General features: G+C 71.3%; 20 protein-coding genes and 1 pseudogene. 16 read left to right on the top strand and 5 right to left on the bottom strand.

What is annotated here, in order from left to right; all coding sequences use genetic code 11:
* The first annotated feature begins 105 nt into the window (after positions 1–105).
* The 5 genes and pseudogenes from ABEB07_RS35025 to ABEB07_RS35005 form a co-directional block, all read left to right on the top strand.
* Positions 106–528 (top strand): ATP-binding protein, encoded by a 423-nt coding sequence (locus tag ABEB07_RS35025; protein ID WP_345672077.1) that lies wholly within the window; start codon positions 106–108, stop codon positions 526–528.
* Positions 525–647: a hypothetical protein gene (locus ABEB07_RS35020; protein WP_345672076.1), complete on the top strand. Its 123-nt coding sequence runs from the start codon at positions 525–527 to the stop codon at positions 645–647. The genes ABEB07_RS35025 and ABEB07_RS35020 overlap by 4 nt, the downstream gene beginning before the upstream one ends.
* Positions 644–832 carry a hypothetical protein gene (locus ABEB07_RS35015; RefSeq protein WP_345672075.1) on the top strand — a complete coding sequence of 63 codons (189 nt, stop codon included), beginning with the start codon at positions 644–646 and terminating at the stop codon, positions 830–832. The genes ABEB07_RS35020 and ABEB07_RS35015 overlap by 4 nt, the downstream gene beginning before the upstream one ends.
* A 9-nt stretch (positions 833–841) precedes the next feature.
* A complete protein-coding gene (locus ABEB07_RS35010) occupies positions 842–1,045 on the top strand; it encodes a hypothetical protein (RefSeq protein WP_345672074.1) in 204 nt (67 codons plus the stop codon).
* Between the two features lie 384 nt (positions 1,046–1,429).
* A pseudogene (locus tag ABEB07_RS35005) lies at positions 1,430–1,876 on the top strand (hypothetical protein); the annotation flags it as partial.
* Positions 1,877–2,057: 181 nt separating this feature from the next.
* Here the strand turns inward: ABEB07_RS35005 and ABEB07_RS35000 are convergent.
* From ABEB07_RS35000 to ABEB07_RS34980, 5 genes are all read right to left on the bottom strand, one after another.
* Positions 2,058–2,504, bottom strand: coding sequence for a DUF6278 family protein (locus ABEB07_RS35000; RefSeq protein WP_176151098.1), 447 nt, complete (start codon positions 2,502–2,504; stop codon positions 2,058–2,060).
* Positions 2,505–2,563: 59 nt separating this feature from the next.
* Positions 2,564–3,343, bottom strand: a complete 780-nt coding sequence (locus tag ABEB07_RS34995) for an exodeoxyribonuclease III (protein ID WP_176151097.1) — start codon at positions 3,341–3,343, stop codon at positions 2,564–2,566.
* Between the two features lie 54 nt (positions 3,344–3,397).
* On the bottom strand, positions 3,398–4,033 hold the full coding sequence (locus ABEB07_RS34990) for an MBL fold metallo-hydrolase (protein ID WP_345672072.1): 636 nt from the start codon (positions 4,031–4,033) through the stop codon (positions 3,398–3,400).
* A gap of 195 nt (positions 4,034–4,228) precedes the next feature.
* Positions 4,229–5,533, bottom strand: coding sequence for a bifunctional 3-oxoadipate enol-lactonase/4-carboxymuconolactone decarboxylase PcaDC (gene pcaDC / locus ABEB07_RS34985; protein ID WP_345672071.1), 1,305 nt, complete (start codon positions 5,531–5,533; stop codon positions 4,229–4,231).
* Positions 5,534–5,930: 397 nt separating this feature from the next.
* Positions 5,931–6,206 (bottom strand): hypothetical protein, encoded by a 276-nt coding sequence (locus tag ABEB07_RS34980; RefSeq protein ID WP_425589136.1) that lies wholly within the window; start codon positions 6,204–6,206, stop codon positions 5,931–5,933.
* A 66-nt stretch (positions 6,207–6,272) separates the two neighbouring features.
* On the opposite strand from ABEB07_RS34980, the gene ABEB07_RS34975 reads away from it, so the two are divergent.
* From ABEB07_RS34975 to ABEB07_RS34925, 11 genes are all read left to right on the top strand, one after another.
* A complete protein-coding gene (locus ABEB07_RS34975) occupies positions 6,273–6,527 on the top strand; it encodes a hypothetical protein (protein WP_345672148.1) in 255 nt (84 codons plus the stop codon).
* Positions 6,528–6,922: 395 nt separating this feature from the next.
* Positions 6,923–7,981 carry a BtrH N-terminal domain-containing protein gene (locus tag ABEB07_RS34970; protein ID WP_345672070.1) on the top strand — a complete coding sequence of 353 codons (1,059 nt, stop codon included), beginning with the start codon at positions 6,923–6,925 and terminating at the stop codon, positions 7,979–7,981.
* Positions 7,982–8,027: 46 nt separating this feature from the next.
* A complete protein-coding gene (locus ABEB07_RS34965) occupies positions 8,028–9,611 on the top strand; it encodes an amino acid adenylation domain-containing protein (RefSeq protein WP_345672069.1) in 1,584 nt (527 codons plus the stop codon).
* Positions 9,608–9,913: an acyl carrier protein gene (locus tag ABEB07_RS34960; protein ID WP_345672068.1), complete on the top strand. Its 306-nt coding sequence runs from the start codon at positions 9,608–9,610 to the stop codon at positions 9,911–9,913. The genes ABEB07_RS34965 and ABEB07_RS34960 overlap by 4 nt, the downstream gene beginning before the upstream one ends.
* A complete protein-coding gene (locus ABEB07_RS34955) occupies positions 9,910–11,412 on the top strand; it encodes a class I adenylate-forming enzyme family protein (protein ID WP_345672067.1) in 1,503 nt (500 codons plus the stop codon). The genes ABEB07_RS34960 and ABEB07_RS34955 overlap by 4 nt, the downstream gene beginning before the upstream one ends.
* Positions 11,409–12,701 (top strand): type III PLP-dependent enzyme domain-containing protein, encoded by a 1,293-nt coding sequence (locus ABEB07_RS34950; RefSeq protein WP_345672065.1) that lies wholly within the window; start codon positions 11,409–11,411, stop codon positions 12,699–12,701. The genes ABEB07_RS34955 and ABEB07_RS34950 overlap by 4 nt, the downstream gene beginning before the upstream one ends.
* Positions 12,698–12,946, top strand: a complete 249-nt coding sequence (locus ABEB07_RS34945; protein ID WP_345672063.1) for a phosphopantetheine-binding protein — start codon at positions 12,698–12,700, stop codon at positions 12,944–12,946. The genes ABEB07_RS34950 and ABEB07_RS34945 overlap by 4 nt, the downstream gene beginning before the upstream one ends.
* Complete coding sequence (locus ABEB07_RS34940; protein WP_345672062.1) at positions 12,943–14,148, top strand: acyl-CoA dehydrogenase family protein; 1,206 nt, start codon at positions 12,943–12,945, stop codon at positions 14,146–14,148. The genes ABEB07_RS34945 and ABEB07_RS34940 overlap by 4 nt, the downstream gene beginning before the upstream one ends.
* On the top strand, positions 14,138–15,307 hold the full coding sequence (locus tag ABEB07_RS34935) for an acyl-CoA dehydrogenase family protein (protein ID WP_345672061.1): 1,170 nt from the start codon (positions 14,138–14,140) through the stop codon (positions 15,305–15,307). Before ABEB07_RS34940 ends, ABEB07_RS34935 begins: the two co-directional genes overlap by 11 nt.
* On the top strand, positions 15,304–15,921 hold the full coding sequence (locus ABEB07_RS34930) for a 4'-phosphopantetheinyl transferase family protein (RefSeq protein WP_345672060.1): 618 nt from the start codon (positions 15,304–15,306) through the stop codon (positions 15,919–15,921). Before ABEB07_RS34935 ends, ABEB07_RS34930 begins: the two co-directional genes overlap by 4 nt.
* 44 nt (positions 15,922–15,965) lie before the next feature.
* Positions 15,966–16,526 carry a flavin reductase family protein gene (locus tag ABEB07_RS34925; RefSeq protein ID WP_345672058.1) on the top strand — a complete coding sequence of 187 codons (561 nt, stop codon included), beginning with the start codon at positions 15,966–15,968 and terminating at the stop codon, positions 16,524–16,526.
* Positions 16,527–16,530: the final 4 nt, after the last annotated feature.

The following is a 16,530-nucleotide window of genomic DNA, read 5'->3' as shown; positions in this document are numbered from 1 at the left end:
CGGTCGCTGCAACCGACTTGCTTCCCGGGTTTCCTGTCGCTCAGACGCCGCAGGGAGGCGAAGTCGGCGGTCCTTCCTGACCGTTCGACAGCGGACGAGGTCCAGATGATCCTGCCAGCGAAGCCGCACCCCACGGGATACCCCGGATACTCCGAGACCCTCCCGGGCTTGGAGGAGAGCGCCGAGGTTGCCCGCAAGCTCGTACGGACGGCCCTGGCCGCCTGGCACCTGGAGGAGCTGACGGACACCGCGATACTGCTCGTCTCGGAGCTGGTCGCCAACGCCGTCAAGCACACGAACAGCCGGGTGATCCGGGTCATCGTCAGCCGGCCGAGCGAGCGGTTCGTCCGGATCGGCGTGGTCGACAAGGCCAGGGTGCTGCCGGAACTGGTCAAGCCCAGCGACGAACTCCTCACCGGCGGCCGGGGACTCCTCCTGGTCGATGTCCTCGCCGAGCGCTGGGGCACCGACCTCTACCGCTGGGGCAAGCAGGTCTGGGTCGAGCTGATGAGCGAGCCTCCACGATGACCGAGGAGTACAAGGCGGCATACAAGGCCCTCTACGACCACGTGCTGGTGTGTCCCGACTGCCCAGAGGACTGCGCGGAGGGAGCCCTCCTGCGCAAGGCCCTGAGGGAGGCGCGATGACCCTCTGCATCAGCGGGGACCACGAGTTCCCGACCGAGGACGAGACGGGGGCCTACTGCCGGGAGCACGGTGTGACCCTGCTCTGGCACCCTCCGCACTTCGCCTGGGACGACCTGCTCGTCGAGCTTGGCCACCTGCACGAGCCTCAGGACTCGGCCGCGCGCGATACAGCTCAGGGCTCCTGAGGAGACGCCGTGCACAGCACCGCCTTCCCCTGGCTGGGCCGCCTCACGGACGAGGAGGCCTACGAGTTCCTGGACGAGGTGATCCGGGCGGCCCAGACCTCCGGGACCCACACCGCGTTCCTCCACGCGCTGGACGCCCTGGTGGACCAGTGCTCGCCCTCCCCCCGCACTCCCTCACGGGGTCATGCCGTAGCGGCTCCCCCGGCCCCGTGAGGGCTGCTGCCGCAGGCGGCTGTCGTCGTGCCATCGGTCGCGTTCGTATGCGGGACGCTGGTGATCACGGACACGATGAACACCATCTTCAAGGAACCTGATCCGGGGCGGGTGTGTCGAATCGTATGAGGAGCCCCGGCCGTATCCGAACAGGCGCAGGGCTCTCTGCGTCATCAGGCCTCGTCCTGCACCGGGTGACGAAGTCCCTTCCATCAAGTCCTCGACCCCCAGGCCTTCGTGCTCCACAGCAGGCGTTCGGCTCCGGGTCCTTAAGAGCGGTGCCTCTGCCGCAGAGAAGCCGCCGAAGCAGAGGACGACTTGTTTGCGCAGGTCAGGCGGCCGTGATGAAAGTGAGTGCAAGGTGGGCGCTGGAACCTTGTACCGAACCGCCGGATGGCCGCGCACCTGTCCTCCCTGCTGCCCGGGGTGCGGGTGAACGTGGAGGCCGAAGCCAGGCCGGACCGGGGCGCGTTCGTCATCGGCGGGGAGCGGTACCGGGTGGAGGCGGGCCGCAGCGAGTACGTCATCCTGGCCCGGATCGTCGCCGGGGAGCGCCGCTTCGGGGGCCGTCCCGTTTTCCTCTTCTGCGGCCAGCGCGCCGTCGACAACCAGGCCGCCACCCGCTATCTCGCCCGCCACCACGAGCGGCTGGCCCGCAGGTACGGGGGCGGTTCGTTCGTGTTGCTGCTGAAGGTGGTCAACTCCCAGGCGTACGGCCCGGACGTGGTCGAACTGGTGGCGGACGTGACCCGGGCGGCCCGGACTCCCCCGCCGGAACCGCGGCCCCCGGCCGACGAGACGGCGAGCACATCCCGTCCGGCGCGCAGCTGACCTTCTCCTCGTTCGCGGACGACCGTGGACCGTGCGCCTCGCTGTCCGAGCAGTGATCTCCGGCTGCCGCCGGCCGGGTATGGCTCTTGTGGACCGCTGCCCCCTGCGACGGCCGTGAACGGCACATCCTAGTCCAGGATGGATCCGCCGGACCCGCCGGTGTGGAGTTCGGGACCCGGGGTCAGCTTTCGGCCACCTCCGCGTAGAGCTGGGACAGTTCGGGAACACCGGTGTCCGCCCAGGCGAGACCGGCCGCCACGACGTCGAACTCCCGTCCGGAGGCCAGCCGTACGACGGGGTGGCCGTTGGGCCACAGCTCCCAGACGGCGCCGGGAACCGTGCGCACGACGACCGTGCCCAGGTACAGGCCCGCGTCGTTGCCGAGGTCCGAGACCTTCTCCGCGTCGTCCCGCCAGCCCGGCAGCATCTGGTCGAGCGCTTCCAGCGAGGCCGCCGACTCGTCCAGGCGTACGTCCGCCTCGGCGGCCTGGGCGCGCAGCAGCTCGCAGGCGGAGAGGAGGTCGGCGAGGTCCCCGGGACCCGGGGGGTCCTCGCCCGCGACGGCCACCGCGACGCCGAGGGAGGGGCCGTGCTTCTTTCGCCAGTTGCCCACAAACGGGAGGTTCATGGACCCAGCGTGGCACCGGCGCCCCCGCGCGCACCACAGGCGGGACGCCGGTGTCGCCCTCAGACGTCCAGGTCGACGACCACGGGGGCGTGGTCCGAGGCGCCCTTGCCCTTGCGCTCCTCGCGGTCGACGTAGGCGTCGGCGACCGCCTTGGCGAACGGCTCGTTGCCGTACACCAGGTCGATGCGCATACCGCGGTTCTTGGGGAAGCAGAGCTGGCGGTAGTCCCAGTAGGTGAACGGGTGTTCGTACTTCAGCGGCCGGGGGACGACGTCCGCGAGGCCCGCCCCGCGCAGGTCGGCCAGCGCGGCGCGCTCGGCGGGGGTGACGTGGGTGGAGCCCTCGAAGGCGGCCCGGTCGAACACGTCGTCGTCGGTCGGCGCGACGTTGTAGTCGCCGAGGACGGCGAACGGGCGGCCGCCGGCCGCGTCGCCCGCGACGGCCGCCTTCAGCGCCTCGAACCACTGGAGCTTGTAGGCGTAGTGCGGGTGGTCCACCTCGCGGCCGTTGGGCACGTAGACGGACCAGACGCGGACCGGGCCGCAGGTCGCGGAGATCGCGCGGGGCTCCTGGACGCCCTCGTAACCGGGGTCGCCGGGCAGGCCCTTGACCACGTCGGCCAGGCCCACCCGGGAGAGCACCGCCACGCCGTTCCACCGCCCGGTGGCGTGCACCGCCGCCTCGTAGCCCAGCTCGCGCAACTGCTCGACCGGGAACTGGTCCTCGGCGACCTTGGCCTCCTGGAGGCACAGCACGTCGGTGCCGCTGCTCTCCAGCCAGGCCAGCAGCCTCGGCAGTCGGGCGGTGATCGAGTTCACGTTCCAGGTCGCGATGCGCATGCTCCACAACCTACCGGGCGGCGCCGACAACGCCGCCCGGCAGGCCGTCCGCCCTCACAGCTCCGCGGCGTCGCCCGGGGTCAGCCGCAGGTGCTCCGCGCCGCCCAGGGCGCCGATCTGGCGGTCGTAGACGGGACGGGCGAGGTCGGTGAGGAGGGCGTCGTGGATGTCGTAGGCGCGCCGCGGCTTGACCTCGCGGACGTAGTCGATCACCTCGGAGATCTTGTTCCAGGGCGCCATCACCGGGAGCATCAGCGTGTCGACCGGCTGGTCGGGCACGGTGAGCGCGTCGCCGGGGTGGAAGACGGCGCCGCCGTCGATCAGATAGCCGACGTTGGTGACGCGCGGGATGTCCGGGTGGATCACCGCGTGCAGCTCGCCGTGGACCCGCACGTCGAATCCGGCGGCGGTGAACGCGTCGCCGTGGCCGACGGTATGCACGCGGCCCGGGAAGGCGGCGGCGATCTGGTCCGCGACGGACTTCAGGGTCCACACCTCGGCGCCCGGGCGGGCCTCCAGGGCCGCGCGCAGCCGGCCCTCGTCGAAGTGGTCCGGGTGCTCGTGCGTGATCAGGACGGCGTCCGCGCCGGCCGCGGCGTCCTCCTCGCTGAACACCCCGGGGTCGATGACGAGGCGGCGACCGTCCTTGTCGAGGACGACGCAGGAGTGCGACTTCTTCGTGAACTTCATGCTTCCCATCCTTCCGCGTGTTCCCGCGGCCCGGGGACGCCGGCCTGGTGGTCCGGGTACCCGGCTACGGGAACCGGAAGGGCGGGCCGCGGGCCCGGGGGCGCTCCGCACGGGACATGCCGCGCGGAGCGCCCGTACGGAGCGCGCGGTGCGGGACGGTCCGCGCGGACCGCCGGCGCGGAGCGCCCGTACGGGTCATTCCGTGGGGGTCGTCTCCTCCTGGATGACCTGCTGGGCCACCCGGAAGGCGGCGGCCGCGGCGGGCATCCCGCAGTAGACGGCCGTCTGGAGCAGCACCTCCTTGATCTCGTCCGGGGTGAGGCCGTTGCGCAGGGCGGCCCGGGTGTGGGCGGCCAGCTCGTCGGCGTGGCCGCCGGCGACCAGGGCGGCCAGGGCGACGCAGCTGCGGGTGCGCCGGTCCAGCCCGGGCCGGGACCAGATCCCGCCCCAGGTGAAGCGGGTGAGCAGTTCCTGGAAGTCGCCGGAGAACGCGTCCGCTCCCGCCAGCTCCCGGTCCACGTGCGCGTCGCCCAGCACCTGGCGGCGGATCGTGAGCCCGGACTCGTACGGGTCCGGGCCGGCCGCGGGCTGGGGCGGCGCGGCCACCGGGGCGATCTCGGCGATGGGCGCGGTCCGCGGGGCCTGCGCGGGCACGGTCAGGGCGGGCCGGACGGGGGGCGCCACGACGGCGAGCTGCCCCGTGCTCGACCCGAAGGCGGGCTGCCAGGCGGTCGAGAAGTGCCGGACCAGCAGGTCGGTGACGGCGGCGGGCTGCTCCACCGGGACCAGGTGGGAGGCGCCGGGCACCACGGCGAGGCGGGCGTCCGGAATACCGGCCACCAGGGTGCGCGCCTCCGCCGGGCCGGTGACCTGGTCCTCGGAACCGACCAGGACGAGCGTCGGCACGCCGACCCGGCCCAGTTCGGCCCGGACGTCGAAGGAGGCCAGCGCCTCGCAGGCGGCGATGTAGCAGCCGGGGTCGGTGGTGCGCACCATCTGCACGGCCCAGTCGGTGATCGCGGGCTGCGCGGCGGCGTATCCGGTGGTGAACCAGCGGTCCGGGGAGCTGCGGGCGATGGGGTCGAGGCCGTTGGTGCGGACGATCACCCCGCGCTGGCGGAACTCGTCCGGGGTCCCGAACCGGGGCGAGGCGGCGATCAGCGCCAGGGAGGCCAGGCGCTCGGGGTGGCGCAGGGCCAGCTCCACGCCGACCGCGCCGCCCAGGGAGCAGCCGGCGTACCCGAAGCGCTGCACGCCCAGCGCGTCGAGGGTGGCCAGCAGCCGGGCGGTCAGCTCGGTCACCGATCCGGCCGGGTGCGCGGGGGCGCCGCCGTGGCCCGGCAGGTCGAACCGGAAGACGCGCCACTGCCGCGTCAGCTCCGGAACCTGCCGGTCCCACATGTGCCATGTGGTGCCCAGTGAGGGACCGAGGATCAGGACGGGAGCCTCTTCTGGCCCGTCAAAGCGGTATTGCAGGGTGTTCGACGGTGTCTCACTCACGCCGTAGACCCTCTCACGTCTCACGGACGCCCCTATAACGCGGGGGTACGGGAGACCGGTCTGACCAGGTTGAAGACCCCGCGGGCCGCGTATCGCTTGAGGCATCGGATGATCTCACGTCCGCAGGCGTCCGCCAGTTCGTCTTCGGCGACGTGTCCCTCGGGACGCGTGCCGGCCACTGCCATCGTGCTCAGGTGAACCAGCCGGCAGTGAGCCGGCGTGAGGGCCAGGAAGTCCAGGACCCGAACTGTGCCGTGCACGCTGCCCCGGAAGAGACGTTCCCGCTCGCCGGTGAGGGTGATGTCGCCGGCGCAGTGTCACACCGCGTCCACTTCGCGGGCGATACGTGTGTACAGGGCGGGAGTCAGGCCCAGCCAGGGTTCGGCGACGTCGCCGCTCACGCATCGCAGCCGGGCGAGATGGGCGGTGCCGGCCGTGTCCGCGCCGTGCGGCCTCGCGCCCCTGCGCGGGGCGCAGTCGTCTGGCGGGCCGGCCGCGGCGCCCGTCCCGCCCGCTGCCCTTGGGGCAGGTCCGTCAGCGCGAACCCGAGTCCCACTACCGTCGTCCCGTCCACCGCTTTCCGTAGCCGGTAGTTGGCGGTGCCGGCGATGGCGGTGACCGTGAACAGCGGGTGCAGCGTGCTGAGTGCCTTCGTCCACGGCTTGGGGGCCACGACGGCGATGACGATGCCACAAAGCAGGGACCAGCCGAAATGCAGGGAGGGATCGCGGCATACTGATTGGTCACGGCGGTCATCGCGCCGCAGAAACGGGCGAAGTCGGCGACGAGCAGGCGGTGGGGGCTCCGCGAGGCCGCCGCACACCACCTGCCCGGCCTCACCCGGGCCGCACTGCGCTTCGCACGCACCGACGACCCGGCCTTCCCCGGTCCGGCAGGCAAGCGCGGCGCCGAACTCCTCCAGCGCGTCGGCGACCTCAAGAAGTGGGCCCGTAACCGGCCCCGTGCCGCCACCTGCACCACCGACCTCGGCTGACGGGCCTGGTCCGCTTCAACCGGCACGATCCACCTGCTGGAGAGCACCCGGTTCACCAGGGCCAGCACAGAGGTGGAGACGGATTTTCTGGTCGAGAACAGCCGGATAGGTTGGAAAGGCTTCAGTGACAGCACGCACGTCACCTTCTCCGCAAGGCATTTTTTACAGTCCCCCGTGTTCCGCGCGACACCCCCCTCTCAGTTCGTGTCACTTAAACACGGTACGGAGTGGCGCGTGTTGAGATGCATGACCCGGGAACTTGGCCGTGCGACATGGTGGGCTCGTCGCCGACGGCAGGGGGAAGCCAGATGATCCAGCGAGTCGGTTCCATCCCGGTGCATTCCACCCCTTGACAGGTGCATTTCGCCAATATTAGGAAGAATGTCCACCCTTACATGGAATCCACCACAAGGCGCTTCGCCGACCCGCAGGATTATGGAGAAACCATGCATAACTCCGCACCACTTGACGTCGGCCTTTCCTGCGCTTCTCACCTTTCCCGAGTTCCGGGCGCTCTCATGGACTGCGTCTCCGATGACCTGTCACTTCTGCTGGCCCACCATGGAGTGAAAGACGTCGAGGAACCTCTCTCTTCGGATTGGCGGTTCCAACTCCAGCAGGAGCCCCACGGCCTTGTGCGGGTGCTGCTGCCTGCTCCCGGTCTGGAGGAACGGATCGCCGCGAGGACGGGATTACGCCTGACATGGCACACCACGCGTGATGTGGAAGACGCCGCACGGCAGTGGGGCGGCCACCTGGAGCACGGCCGGCCGGTCCTCGTGGTGGGCGACGCCTTCCACCTTCCCTGGCTCCCGTACCACGGTCATCAGCACATGGACCACGGCTTCGTGGTCGACGGAGCGCACGGCTCGCTCCAGCGTCCGCGAAACCTGGTCCTGGATGTGACCGACCCTTATGACAACGCCACACGCTGGGGTGCGGCCAAGCCGCTGTCCACCACGGTGACCCTTGATGCCCTCGCCCCCGCGCTCCGCGGCAGCCGGTGGGGAGTCCTCCACCAGGATGGACCGGGCGAGGGGAAGCACTCGTCCGCTTTTGCATACATGACCGACAATCTGCGGGCACTGCGCTCAGCCTTCGAGGAGAAGGCGTACCGACATCTTCTCGGCAGCCTGGACGAGCAGAGCCCGGCCAGTTGGGACCACTATTCCCTGCAAACCTGGCTGCTTTCCCGCTCCCGGGCACTGCACTCCCGATGGCTCGGCGCTCACGCGGACGAATGGCAGGCGCTGAGGCGAAACGGGAAGGACCTTCCCGTTCTGTTCGACGAACAGGTGACAGAGCCGTGGAAGCGTGCCGCTCAGGCCTGTTACCTCGCTTTTCGACGGACTTCCTCAGGCAAGAGCGTTCCGCCGTCAGCGCGCGAGAGCCTGGAATTCGCCACCGCGTCCGAAGGAACATTCGTGGACGCCCTGTCCCGTCAGGTCCTCTGATCCCGCGCACCGTGCACGTACGTCCGACCCTCAGGTCAGGAGAACGATGTTCTGGTACGAACACATTCTGGACGAAGCCGCGCGCAGGCCGGACACAGTCGCGCTGCACGACCCCGAACGGCCTGTTTCCTACGCGGAGTTAGCCATCGCCGTCCGTTCGATATCGGCGAACTTGGCGCGGCTCGCCCCCGGCCGCGGGCGCATCGCCGTGGCGACGCACAAGGCGCCGACGACCATCGCGGTGATGCTGGCCGTCCTCGCCGACGGCCGCTCCTACGTACCCCTGGACCCCGCCTCCCCGCCGGAGCGCCAGCGGTTCGTCCTACGTGACGCCGCATGCGAAACGTTGATCACCACGCGCCCTGACCCGGACGGTACGGACCTGCCGTGCCCCGTAGTGGTCCTCCCGGAGAACCCCGCGGATCCCGAGGCGCTGCGGCGACACCTCGACGCCGCCGACTCGTCGCCCCACACGGTGAACGGTCCGCCCGCCACCGCTGCCCCGGGCCGCGACGCCGAGGCGTACGTCCTCTACACCTCGGGCTCCACCGGCATCCCGAAGGGCGTCGTGATCAGCCGTCGCAACGTCACGGCCTTCTTGGACTCGGTCGGCGAGACCTATCCGCTGAGCCCGGGCGACCAGGTCGCCGTGCACGCACCCCTGCACTTCGACCTGCCGGTCTACGACGTCTACGCGGGCCTGGCCGCCGGCGCGACCTTGCACCTGGTACCGGAGCGGACCGCCCTCTTCCCGCAGGCGCTGCTGCGCTTTCTCCAGGAACGCCGGATCAGCCACCTCTACGCCGTGCCGTCCGCCCTGACCGCGCTCCTGCACCGGAGTTCCCTGGAACCCGGCGCGCTGCCCGACCTGCGACAGGTGCTGTACGCCGGAGAGGAGTTCCGGCCGAGCGCGTTGGCCTCTTTCCTGGCCGCCGTCGCCCCGGCCCGGGTCGCCAACCTCTACGGCCCCATTGAAACCAACGTCGTCACCGCGTTCCCCGTCGCGCCCCACGACCTCGACGCCGCCCGCGTCCCGCTCGGCCACCCGGTCCGCGGCGTCACACTCGCTCTCCTGGCGGCCGACGGCACCGCCTCCGAACGGGCCGCGGCGGAAGGAGAGATCCTGGTCGCGGGGGATTGCGTGACCCCGGGCTACCTCAATCGCCCGGAGCTGACGGCAGACGCCACCGTGGTGACGGCCACGGAGTCGGGGCTCCACCGCTTCTACCGCACCGGCGACTTCGCCCGGCGCGACGAGGACGGACTCCTGCACCTGCTGGGCCGGCGTGACGGACTGGTCAAGACACGCGGCTACCGGGTTGAACTCGGCGAGGTGGAGGCCGTGCTCGGCGACCACCCGCTGGTGGCGGACGTTGCTGTCCTCGCCGTCCCCGACGTTCGACACACCCACACGCTCACTGCCTTGGTGGTTCCCTCCCCGGCCGGATCGGACGTCCCGGAGGACGAACTGTCCCGCCTGCTCGTCCGGCACTGCCGCGGCAGGATGCCCGCCTACATGGTGCCCGCGTCCCTCGGCCTCGTGGCCGAACTGCCCCGCACCAGTACCGGCAAGATCGCACGCTCGGCACTGCACAACCTGGCCGTCCCGTCGCTGGGGGGCGTCCGGTGAGCAAGGTGACGGACAACCTCCCCGACGTCGACGCGCTGGGCAGGGCGGCGGCCGCGTTGGTGGCCGAGCACCTCGGCCTGCCGGAGGGCGAGGTCCGCTCAGCGCGCTGTCTGTTCGACCTGCCCGGATTCGACTCTCTGGCGGTGATAGCCGTTCTGGAAGGGCTGGAGGAACGGGCCGGTCGCGAGGTACCCGCCGAGCGGATCATGCCGGAGGCGTTCGAGTCGATCACCTCGATCGCCGAGCTGTTCCTGCCCGACCGACCGGCGGGACCCGACGTCCGACAGGAGGACACCGTATGACCGCCACACTGCTCCACGACCTGCTCGACCGCCAGGCGGAACGCACCCCGCACGCCCCGGCCCTCACGCGGGCGGAGACCACCTGGACCTATCAGGAACTCCAGCGGCACAGCCGGCTGCTGGCCGAACGGCTCGCCGGCCACGGCGTCGGCAGAGGCGACCGAGTGCTCGCCCTCGCCCCTCACGCCGCAGAGACCGTCGCCGCCCTCTTCGCCGTCTCTCGCCTGGGCGCGCTGTACTGCGTGGTCAGCGACCAGACGCGGCCCTACCACCTGCGCCACATCATCGAGGACAGCGGACCCGCAGCCATCCTGGCCACGGGCGAGGCCGCCGCACGCGTCGAAGGAGCGGCCGCGTGCCCCGTCCACTGGTACGACGCACGGACCGCGGCCCTGCCGTCGCTTGACGCACGGCAGGAGGACGGACGGGCGCCTTGTCTGTCAGTCGACGCCGTCGCCCTGACCTACACCTCCGGCAGCACCGCCATGCCCAAAGCCGTCGTCTCGACCCACCGCCAGGTGCTCTTCGCGGTCGGCGCTATCCAGGACGCCCTGCGCTACCGGGCCGAAGACCGGGTCTACTCCTGCCTGCCGCTCTCCTTCGACTACGGTCTCTACCAGGTCTACCTGGCCTGCGCCTCCGGCGCCCATCTCATACTCGGCGACAGCAGCCAGGCCGGCCCTGCCCTGCTCACAGCGCTGCGGGCCGACGGCGCCACCGTGCTCCCGCTCGTCCCCTCCCTGGCGGCCACCCTGCTCCGGCTGCTCGCCCGGTCCGAGAGCGCGCCACCGCTCCTGCGGCTCGTCACCAACACGGGTGCGGCCCTCTCACCCGGCCTGAGCGCCCGGCTGCGCCAGGCGATCCCCACGCTGTCCGTCGTACCCATGTACGGCCTGACCGAGTGCAAACGCGTCTCCATCGCCGAACCCGACCTCGACCTGGTGCGCCCGGGATCAGTCGGTCGGCCGCTGCGCGACACCGAGGTCTACGCCGCCGGCCCGGACGGCCGGCCCCTGCCCCCGGGAGAAACCGGTGAGCTGGTGGTCCGTGGCCCGCACGTCATGGCAGGCTACTGGCGCGCACCCGAACTGACCGCCGCCCGGTTCGCGCGCGACGACATCGGCCAGCCGCTGCTGCGGACCGGCGACCGCGGCTGGATCGACGCCGACGGCTACCTGTATTTCGCCGGACGTGACGACGACCAGTACAAGCAACGCGGTTTCCGGGTGAGCACGGTGGAGGTGGAGGCCGCCGCGCTCGACATCCCCGGCGTCCACCTCGCCGCCGTCCTGCCGCCGACCGACGAACGCGGGGCAGTACTGGCCGTGAGCGCCGATCTGTCCGCCGCACACGTGGCCAAGGAGTTGGGCGAGCGCCTCGACCTGGTCAAGCTTCCGGCGCGGTATCGGGTGTTCGACAAATTGCCGTTGAGCGTGAACGGCAAGGTCGACAAGCAGGCACTGGCCGAGACGCTGCGCACATCCGGGACGCCCGCATGACGCACCTCGCCGACATCGCCCGCCGCTACGGCACGCCCGCCTACGTCTACGACCTCCAAGCGGTGCGCTCCGCCCACGCCGACTTGCGGACCGCGCTGCCCTCCGGCACCGAGCTGTACTACTCCGTCAAGGCCAATCCGCACCCCGATGTCATCGCCTGCCTCGCCGGCCTGGGCTGCCGGACCGAGGTCGCCTCTGCCGGAGAGCTCGACGCGGCGCTGGCGGCCGGCGCGGCACCAGACCGGATCCTGCTGACCGCCCCCGGAAAGACCGAGGGTGCCGTCACCCACGCCCTCACCCGGCAGGTCACTCACTTCTCCGTGGACTCACCGACCGATCTCGCACGGGTGGCCGCCCAGGCCGAGCGGCTCGGTACACCCGTCGACTGCCTTCTGCGGGTCAACGCCGATCAGGCCGTACCTGGTATGGGCCTTTCGATGACCGGAACCGCATCGCAGTTCGGCGCGGACGCCTCCTGGATTCTGCGGGAACCCCACCTCTTCCAGGGTGGTGAACTCGCACGGGTCACCGGCCTCCACCTCTACATGGGGACGAACATCAGCGACGAGGAGCGCCTGCTGCGGCAGTTCACCATCGGCGTCGAGCTGGCCGCCGAACTGCGCTCCTCGGTCGGCGAACACCTCACGACCATCGATCTCGGTGGCGGCTTCGGCACGCCGTTCGCGCGGCAGGGTGACCGGCCGGTGTTCGCCTCGCTGGCCGGGGCGCTCGGCACCGTCCTGGACAGCGGCCTGCCGGGCTGGCGCGAGGGCGACATCACCGTCGCCTTCGAGTCCGGCCGCTACCTCACGGGGGACTGCGGCCATCTGCTGACCACCGTCCTGGACGCCAAGGAGTCGAAGGGCACCCATTTCACCGTCCTGGACACCGGCATCCACCACCTCGGCGGCATGTCGGGTCTCCGGCGGGTCCCGCCGGTTTCCCCGGACGTCATAGAAGTCGCCGCCGGCGGCGAACCGCGTCCGGCGGCGCCCGAGAATCGTACGCCGGGTGTGCTCGCGGGCCCCCTGTGCACCCCGCTCGACACCCTCAGCCGCAACATCCCCCTGCCCGCCATGGAGGTGGGCGACGTGCTCGCCGTCCCCAACGTCGGCGCCTACGGTTTGTCCGCGAGCCTCGTCGCCTTCCTCGGGCACGACCTGCCCGCCGAGATCGTCGTCGACGCCGGACGCGTCGTCTCCGCCACCCGTCTGAGCCTGTGCCGCCGCGACGCTCTCCCCCTTGCGACCGGAACGCCACACCACCACCTCGAAGGAGTGCACGCATGACCGACGACCAGTTCGAGAACCTTCTGCGCAGCCGCCTCCCCTACCTCCCGGCCGACGAGCCGCTGCCGCAGGACGCCCAGCTCGCCAGGCTGGGACTCGACTCCATGCAGGCCATGGAGTTGCTTTTCGACATCGAAGAGGAGGCAGGCATCACCGTCCCGGAATCCGACATGAACGCCGAGACCTTCGCCACTCCGTCCAGCCTGCGCGCGGTCGTGGAACAGCAGTTGAGGAAGACCGCGTGAGCACCGCCACGGCAGCCTCCGCCACACGCCGTGAGGCACCGCTCGACGCTCGCGTCGCGACCGTGCTGCCCGTGCTGCGCGAGGACGCACCACGTATCGATGACGCTGCCGCCTTCCCGGTCCGGGGCCTGACCGCGCTGCGGGAGAGCGGCCTGATGGGCCTGCTCGTCCCCCGGGAGTACGGAGGGCTGGGCGGTGATCTGGCGGACCTGGCCCACGTGGCCCGGGACCTGGCCGGGGAGTGCCTGTCGACCGCCATGATCTGGGCCATGCACTGCCAGCAGGTCACCGCCCTCGTTGGCCACGGCAGCCCGGACCTGTGCCACCACCTGCTGCCCCGCATCGCCCGCGGCGAGGTCTACGTGGCCTCCGTCACCAGCGAGAAGGTCAAGGGGGGACACCTGCTCAGCGCCCACTCCCCCCTGACCGACGAAAGCTGCGGTGCGCTCCGCTTCGACCGCGACGCGCCGATCGTCACAGGAGGCGGACACGCTGATGGTTTCCTGATCACCGTTCGCGACGGTCCTGAAGCAGCGCCGCACGAAGTGACGGCCGTCTACGCCGATCGCGGGCGGCTCACGGTGGAGGAGGGCGCGGCCCGATGGAACCCGATGGGTATGCGCGGCACCCACAGCATCCCGCTACGGCTCAGCGGCACGGTGGACGAGTCCGCGGTCGTAGGGCGGCGGGGGGCCTTCCGGGAGGTGGCAGTCGCCGACTTCGTGCCCGCCGGCCACATCGCCTGGGCCGCCTGCTGGCTCGGCGCCGCACGCGGCGCGCTTCGCTCCGTGCTGGAACTGCTGCGCTCCCCGGCGGGACGACGTCAATTCGACATCGACGGACAGCAGTTGCGCAGCCGTCTCGCCCGGGTGCGCATGGACCTCGACGCCATGGCCGCGCTGCTCGCGCAGGTGACCGCGGAGAGCGAGCGACACCGCGGCGCTGCGGAGGCGGGCTCGCCGCCCGTCCAGCTGAGGCTCAACGCCCTGAAGGTCTTTACGGCGGAACGTTCCTTCGCCTGTGTCGATGAGCTGGTCCGGGTGGTCGGTCTGCGGCACGGATACATACGCCACGCCGAACTGCCCCTGGAACGGCTGTTCCGCGACCTGCGATCGGCCAGCCTCAATTACGCCGACGACCGCCTGCTCGCGGCGAACGGCGCCATGTGCCTGCTCGACAGGGAGGTCTCCCTTGCCGGCTGACAGTGCCCTCGCGGGCGCCCGACCGCCGAACCCGACCGATCCCGACGACACAGTGTCGCGCCTGGAAAGCGCGCTGCGATCCCCGCAGGTCACCGGCGAACCGGCCGACGGCCGGACACTGATCCACGCCCTCGGCGCGGCCGGAGTCGTCAAGGACTGCCTGTCGGCCACGGACCTCCGACAGCCCCTGAGACTGCCGATCCTGCGGACCGTGCTCGCCGGTCTCACCGGCCGCGTGCCCAACGGTGCCCAACTGGCCCTGCTGCTGCATCTGTCGACCGTCACTCCGCTGACACTGCGGCTGGCCGGCGCCGAGCGGGCCGGCCCCCTGGTTCGGGGCACGGCGACGGCCGCACTGGCCGCCACCGACTCCGGAGCGCCCGGCTCGGACCTGTCAGGCCTGACCACCACGGTGCGCCGACACGAGGACGCTCTCGTGGTCGACGGGCGCAAAACCTGGATCACTGGCGCCCGGTGGGCCGATAACTTCCTCGTCCTGGCCCGACACCGCCCCGGCCGGCACTTCTCCGACTTCTGCCTCGTCATGGTGCCCGCGGACGCCCAGGGCGTGAGCATCGAGCCGGTCGAGACACCCCTGATGGCCGGCGCCGGTCTCGGCTCCCTCACCCTGGACGGCGTCCGCCTGCCCGCACACGCCATGCTGGGCCGCCCGGGCCGAGGCATGACCGCCTTCACAGAGCAGATGGGAGCCGAACGTCTGGCGGGCGGCATGTGGACGGTGTCGCTCTGCCGCCGACTGCTGGCCGCGGCCGCCGCCGACGCCGCCCGGCGCAGCCTGGCGGGCCGCACCCTGTGGGCGGAGTCCGCCGTACGCCAGCGGTTGGCCGCCCTGTTCGCCCGGGTGCGGCTGCTGGAGGCCCTCGTCGACGACATCACCGCCCGAGCCACCGCGACCGGCCGCTTCCCACTCTCCGACACCGCTGTGGTCAAGGCTGCCGTCGGCACCCTGGCCGGGGACGTCGCAGACACCTGCCTCCATCTCGACGGCGCCGACGGCCTCACCGCCCGCAGCGAACTGCTGCGCACCGCCCAGGACGTCCGCGCCTTCGGCGTCGCCGGCGGCAGCACCGAGACCATGCTCGAACTGATCGCCGACGGAGTTCCCGCAGCCGCAGGACAAGCGGAGTCGCGACCATGACCCTCGTCAAGGTGGACCCCATGGTGTTCATCCGCGTCCTGCCGCGACCCGAACGGGAAGAACCTGACGAAACCGTACTGTCCCGCGAGGAGCGGGCCCGCGGCGCTGGAATGCCTCCGCACCGGTGGCGGGAGTTCGCGCACGGACGGTCCCTGCTGCGCCACCTGGTCGCCGAGCTCACGGAGGTCGACCCGCGCCGGGTGCCCATCCGCCTCGACGCCCGCGGAGCGCCCTACATCCCGGACGGCGACCTCGGCGTGTCCCTCTCCCACTCCGGCCGCCACACGGCGGTGGCCGTCCGGCTCACCGGCCCGGTGGGCATCGACGTCCAGGAGCCCCCGCCGGTGCTGAACGAGCGGCTGGTCCGGCGCTGCTGCGGTGCGCAGGCCGCCGACCTCCTCGCGCTCGGACAGCCCGACGCCGCCACCGCGTTCGCGCGTGTCTGGGCGGTCCAGGAAGCCGTGGCCAAAGCTCTGCGGCTGGGACTCGCCGGGGCTCCGTGGCGAATCCCCGTCCGCCTGGACCAGCCGCGCGGCGTCTGGCACGACATCTCCTGGAGGTCGCTGCCGCAGGTGGAGCCGGTGGCGCTCGCCGTGGCCACCGGCCCGCTGTGATGTTCGTCCGTTCCTCGCCGCCTCACCTGTGGAGGAGTACCGCAATGACGGCCCACCAGCCCGCCCACGCGACGCACGTCGTCCCCGCTCCGACCGCAGAACCGTCCGCTGCCGGACCGCCCGGCGGAGCAGGGGCGGACGAGTTCCGCGCCTTCATGGCGTCCTGGCCCAGCGGAGTCTCAGTGGTCACCGCCCAGCACCGCGACGAGGACCCCAGCGGCTGCACCGTCAACGCCGTCCTGTCCTGGTCCCTGCGACCGCCGATGATCGGGGTGTGCCTGTCGGCCACCAGCCGGACCTTGCGGGCCGTACGCGCCTCGGGCTCGTTCGGCGTCAACATCCTCAGCTGGGACCAGCGACGGCTGATCGACCAGTTCGCCACGGCCCCGGCGCACGAACGGTTCGCCGGAGTGGACCCGCTTCACCCGGCCGGACCGGCACTGCTGCGCGGCGCCGCCGCCGCGGCTCGGTTCGCGGTGTGCGCCACTTTCGCCTACGCCGACCACGTCCTGGTCATCGGCCAGCCGGTCGGCCCTTTGCACGCCGAGGATGTGTCCCCGGTCGTCCTGCACAACCGGTCCCGCTGCCACCTGACGGAAGTGTGAAACA

Source organism: Streptomyces similanensis, assembly GCF_039543625.1.
In the GTDB taxonomy this organism is placed as follows: domain Bacteria; phylum Actinomycetota; class Actinomycetes; order Streptomycetales; family Streptomycetaceae; genus Streptomyces; species Streptomyces similanensis.
This window is presented reverse-complemented; position numbering and strand designations above follow the sequence as displayed.